Annotated in this window: 5 protein-coding genes; 3 read left to right on the top strand and 2 right to left on the bottom strand. The window is 69.4% G+C overall.

Annotation, left to right across the window (positions count from 1 at the left end):
* Nucleotides 1–173: 173 nt before the first annotated feature.
* Both ACRDTL_RS19360 and ACRDTL_RS19355 read right to left on the bottom strand, forming a co-directional pair.
* On the bottom strand, nt 174–950 hold the full coding sequence (locus ACRDTL_RS19360) for a PIG-L deacetylase family protein (RefSeq protein ID WP_431508315.1): 777 nt from the start codon (nt 948–950) through the stop codon (nt 174–176).
* Between the two features lie 55 nt (nt 951–1,005).
* Nucleotides 1,006–1,173, bottom strand: coding sequence for a hypothetical protein (locus ACRDTL_RS19355; protein WP_431508314.1), 168 nt, complete (start codon nt 1,171–1,173; stop codon nt 1,006–1,008).
* Nucleotides 1,174–1,572: 399 nt separating this feature from the next.
* On the opposite strand from ACRDTL_RS19355, the gene ACRDTL_RS19350 reads away from it, so the two are divergent.
* The 3 genes from ACRDTL_RS19350 to smc all read left to right on the top strand — a co-directional run.
* The gene (locus ACRDTL_RS19350) at nt 1,573–1,986 is read left to right on the top strand and encodes an OsmC family protein (protein WP_431508313.1); all 414 of its coding nucleotides are present in this window, start codon (nt 1,573–1,575) and stop codon (nt 1,984–1,986) included.
* Nucleotides 1,973–2,254 carry an acylphosphatase gene (locus tag ACRDTL_RS19345; protein WP_431508312.1) on the top strand — a complete coding sequence of 94 codons (282 nt, stop codon included), beginning with the start codon at nt 1,973–1,975 and terminating at the stop codon, nt 2,252–2,254. Before ACRDTL_RS19350 ends, ACRDTL_RS19345 begins: the two co-directional genes overlap by 14 nt.
* A gap of 60 nt (nt 2,255–2,314) precedes the next feature.
* Nucleotides 2,315–4,819 (top strand): chromosome segregation protein SMC (smc, locus tag ACRDTL_RS19340; protein ID WP_431508311.1); only part of this gene is annotated, 2,505 nt, incomplete at its 3' end.

Here is a 4,819-nt window from a genome sequence, read left to right as displayed (position 1 = left end):
GCAGCGGCACAGGCAGGCGCACAGCCCCTGCCCGCCCAGGCGCACGGCGCTCAATCCAAACCGGGGTTTGCCCAGCCCACACCACAACTGGCCATATGTTGCAATGACTACTTGACAATGCCCCGGGAGTTATCTCGGTTTTGCGCACGCTCGTGCAGAGAAGATGCAGCCTGTCAGTCGAAGATGTCGCGGCGCACCGTTCCGGGTGGCAAAGCCGGATCGACGAACCACTCACGGCCGAACAGCAGACCGTACGCTTGCGGCGGCAGTCGAAGCAACACCGCGAACATGCGCGCGGCCAGGCCGGTGCTGCCGATCTGCGAGCGATGCGCTGCGAGCGCGTCCCGCTTCTGCCGTGCGAAACGAAACACGCCAATCCGGTGGGTGATCGTCGCCCGCGGAGCGTAGGCGGTGCGGACGACCGCCGGCTCGTACGGTGCCGGCAGTCGCAACAGATGAGCGAGATCGCTGATCCGACACAGCCATTCGCGGGGCATCGTCACCTCGAGCACTCGCGGGGTCGCGGCCAGTTCGGCGGCGCGCTTGCCGACATGGTGTACGTACACGTGATCACGGTGGCCGTAGCCGCCGTTGCGCTGGTAGCTGAGCAGCAGTTCCGCGCCTTCGGCGCGAAGTATCGTGGCGAGCCGCTGCGCCGCCTCATCAAGATCAGCTCGGCCGAATCTGACTCGCCCGGGCGGATCGGGGTAGAACTCCGGGCCGTAGCCGCTGTCGGCGTAGCCGAGGCATTCCACCCGGTGCACTCCGAGAATGCCTGCGCTCGAACGTAACTCGCCGAGCCTGGAACCGTCGTCCTCGTTGCTGATACGGCCGTCGGTTGCCACGACGACGACCACGCGATGCCCGGCGGCCACCGCCCGCGCAAGCGTGCCACCGGTCAGGACTACCTCATCGTCCGGATGGGCGTGGAATGCAACGACCGTGGCCATGAAGTGCCAGTATGCCTGCCGCGCGCTGCAAGCGGCGGTCGCGCCGGTGAAGTTGTCAACAGCCAGGTTGGTCAGGCAATTCGGCGAGCTTCTTTACCCGCGGGTCGAGAGGGCGGCCGCTCTTCTTGCTGGCGGTAACAGCCGCCTGAGCAGCGAGCTTGGCCACCCAAAGACTACGAACCGGGCCGGGCTTGACTTTCCTGTCCGGTGCTTCCTCGGTCATGGTCCCTCTCCTTCGGTGAGACCCGCGTTTACCAGCGCCCCGTGTTCGGCGATGACATGCACAATGTCGGAATCGCTTCGTGTAGCAAGTTTAGACCTCAATAGGGTGTCGAGCATTTTCCAACCGAGTCCTGCTTCAGTGTCGGCGGGGCTGAAAGTTCGCTCGAAAGCCCAGAAAGTGCGCCGCCACCACTCGGTCCGACGGTCGGCGTTGCTCTTTTGTCGCCACGTGGTGATGACCCCAAGCGCCGCGACAAGTCCAACGGCCAGCGTCGCCCATGTCTGCGCCGGCAAAGCCCGCAACCTCCCGTCGCTGTTCCGACGACTGTGCGGGCTTTGGCTACGGTTGTCGAGTCAGGTGTCCACAACCCGGCCATTTGCTGCCCGGTAGAAAGAAACCATGACGCAACTGTGGGTGGAACGCACCGGGGTGCGCCGCTACACCGGGCACAGCTCGCGGGGCGCGCGGGTCCTGGTCGGGTCCGAGGACGTCGACGGCGTGTTCACGCCCGGCGAGCTGCTCAAGATCGCGCTCGCCGCGTGCAGCGGAATGGCCGGCGACCAGCCGCTGGCCCGTCGCCTCGGCGACGACTACCAGGCGACCGTCCGGGTGTCCGGACAGGCCGACCGCGAGCAGGAGCGCTATCCGCTGCTGGCGGAAACGCTCGAAGTCGACTTGTCGGGCCTGACCGGGGAAGAGGCGCAGCGCCTTCTGATCGTCGTCAACCGCGCCGTCGATCAGGTTTGCACCGTGGGGCGCACGCTGAAATCCGGTACCAAGGTGACCTTCGAGATAGCCGATGGCAGAGCCTGACGTCAGGCTCACCGCCTTGGTCCGCGGGCGGGTGCAGGGAGTCGGCTTCCGCTGGTGGACCCGCTCCCGGGCGCTGGAACTGGGTCTGACCGGGTACGTCGCCAACCGCCTGGACGGACGGGTGCTGATCGTCGCGCAGGGGTCCCGCGGCACCTGCCAACGCCTGCTTGACCTGCTACAAAGCGGCGGTACGCCCGGTCGCGTCGACGCCGTCGACGCCGACTGGTCAGAACAGACCGAGGACATCCACGGATTCAGCGCGCGCTAGTGCGGCGACGTCGCGCGTCCCGCATCATCACCGGCGCGGCCGCCGGTAGTCTGGCACGTCGTGTACCTCAAGAGTGTGACGCTCAAGGGCTTCAAGTCCTTCGTTGCGCCGACGACTCTGCGCTTCGAGCCGGGCATCACCGCCGTAGTCGGGCCCAACGGGTCGGGCAAATCCAATGTGGTCGACGCCCTGGCCTGGGTGATGGGTGAACAGGGCGCCAAGACGCTGCGCGGCGGCAAGATGGAAGACGTCATCTTTGCCGGCACCTCGTCGCGGGCCCCGCTGGGTCGCGCCGAAGTCACCGTCACCATCGACAATTCCGACAACGCGCTGCCGATCGAGTATTCCGAGGTGTCGATCACCCGTCGGATGTTCCGCGACGGCGCAAGCGAATACGAAATCAACGGCAGTAGTTGTCGATTGATGGATGTCCAGGAGCTGCTGAGTGACTCCGGCATCGGCCGTGAGATGCACGTCATCGTCGGGCAGGGCAAGCTGAACGAGATCCTGGAGTCGCGCCCGGAGGATCGTCGGGCGTTCATCGAGGAAGCGGCCGGCGTGCTCAAACACCGCAAGCGCAAGGAAAAAGCGGTCCGCAAGCTGGAGGCGATGTCGGCGAACCTGGCCCGGCTCACCGACCTGACCACCGAACTGCGCCGCCAGCTCAAACCGCTGGGCCGCCAGGCCGAGGTGGCCCGCCGGGCGCAGACCATCCAGGCCGACCTGCGCGACGCCCGGCTGCGGCTGGCCGCCGACGACGTGGTCACCCGGCAGTCCGAGATGGACGGCACCGCCGAAGCCGAGGCGGCGTTGCGTCGCGACCACGACGACGCCGCCGCCCGGCGGGCGGCGGCCTCCGACGAGCTGGCCGCGCAGGAAGCCGCACTGACCCGGCTATCCGAGCGTGCCGAGGCAGTTCAGCAGAGCTGGTTCGCGTTGTCGGCGTTGGCCGAACGGGTGAGCGCCACGGTGCGCATCGCCAGCGAGCGGGCCCAGCATCTCGACGTCGAGCCCGCCACGACCAGCGGACCCGATCCCGACGCCCTGGAGGCCGAAGCCCGGCAGGTCGAGGCCGCCGAGCAGCAGCTGCTGGCCGAGCTGACCGCGGCGCGTACCCGGCTGGAGGCCGCCCGGGCCGAGCTGGCCGACCGTGAGCGCAGCGCCGCCGAGGCCGAGCAGGCGCACCTGGCCGCGGTGCGTGCGGAGGCAGACCGGCGCGAGGGTCTGGCCCGGCTGGCCGGCCAGGTGGAGACCATGCGGGCGCGGGTCGAGTCGACCGACTCTCAGGTGTCCAAGCTCTCGGAGCGCATCGAGGAGGCCGCCGCCCGCGCCCAGCAGGCTCAGGCGGAGTTCGAAACCGTGCAGGGGCGAGTCGGCGAGCTCGATCAGGGCGAGGTCGGCCTCGACGAACACCACGACCGGATGGTGACGGCGTTGCGGCTGGCCGACGAGCGGGTCGCCGAACTGCAGTCCGCCGAGCGTGGTGCCGAGCGCCAGGTGGCGTCGCTAAGGGCCCGCATCGACGCACTGTCGGTGGGGCTCGAACGCAAGGACGGTGCCGCATGGCTGACCGAGAATCGCAGCGGCGCTGGCATTTTCGGATCCGTCGCAAAGCTGGTCAAGGTGCGTTCCGGTTACGAGGCCGCGCTGGCCGCGGTACTGGGCGCGGCCGCCGACGCGGTCGCCGCCGACAGCTTGGGCGCCGCCCGCTCCGCGGTGACCGCGCTCAAGCAGGCCGACGGGGGCCGCGCTGCGATCGTGCTCGGCGACTGGCCCGCCGAGCAGCAGCCGTCGGCCGGCGGGCTGCCCGACGGTGCCCGGTGGGCTCTCGACCTGGTGGAAACGCCGCCGCGGCTGCGCGGCGCGATGACCGCAATGCTCTCCGGCGTCGCGGTGGTCGCCGACCTGGCGGCGGCGTTAGACCTGGTGGCCGCGAGCCCGCGGCTGCGCGCGGTCACCCTTGACGGCGATCTGGTCGGTGCGGGCTGGGTGAGCGGCGGATCCGACCGCAAACCGTCCACGCTGGAGATCACCGGCGAGATCGACAAGGCTCGCGCCGAGCTGACCGTCGCCGAGGCCCAGGTCGGTCAACTGTCCGCGGCGCTGTCGGGCGCGCTGAGCGAGCAGGTGGCCCGCCAGGACGCCGCCGAGCAGGCACTGGCCGCGCTCAACGAATCCGACGCCGCGATCTCGGCGATCTACGAGCAGCTGGGCCGGCTGGGGCAGGACGCCCGCGCCGCGGAGGCGGAGTGGCACAGGCTGTTGCGCCAGCGTGAGGAGCTGGAGACCGGGCGCGCGCAAACGCTCGACGAACTCGGTGTGCTGGAGACCCGGCTGCGCAACGCCGAGCAGACCCGGCACATCACCGTCGAACCCAACGCCCGGGCCCGGCAGGGGATTGACGCCGCCCGCACCGGTTTGGAGGCCGCTCGCAGCGCCGAAGTCGAGGCCCGGCTGGCGGTGCGCACCGCCGAGGAGCGCGCCAACGCGGTTCGCGGACGGGCGGATTCGCTGCGCCGCGCCGCTACCGCCGAACGGGAAGCGCGGTTGCGCGCGCAGCAGGCT

Source organism: Mycobacterium sp., assembly GCF_050700595.1.
GTDB lineage: Bacteria > Actinomycetota > Actinomycetes > Mycobacteriales > Mycobacteriaceae > Mycobacterium.
This window is presented reverse-complemented; position numbering and strand designations above follow the sequence as displayed.

Coding starts and splice junctions, on each gene's coding strand:
- ACRDTL_RS19355 (WP_431508314.1), bottom strand. CDS start 1,173: ATGACCGAGGAAGCACCGGACAGGAAAGTCAAGCCCGGCCCGGTTCGT.
- ACRDTL_RS19350 (WP_431508313.1), top strand. CDS start 1,573: ATGACGCAACTGTGGGTGGAACGCACCGGGGTGCGCCGCTACACCGGG.
- ACRDTL_RS19345 (WP_431508312.1), top strand. CDS start 1,973: ATGGCAGAGCCTGACGTCAGGCTCACCGCCTTGGTCCGCGGGCGGGTG.
- ACRDTL_RS19360 (WP_431508315.1), bottom strand. CDS start 950: ATGGCCACGGTCGTTGCATTCCACGCCCATCCGGACGATGAGGTAGTC.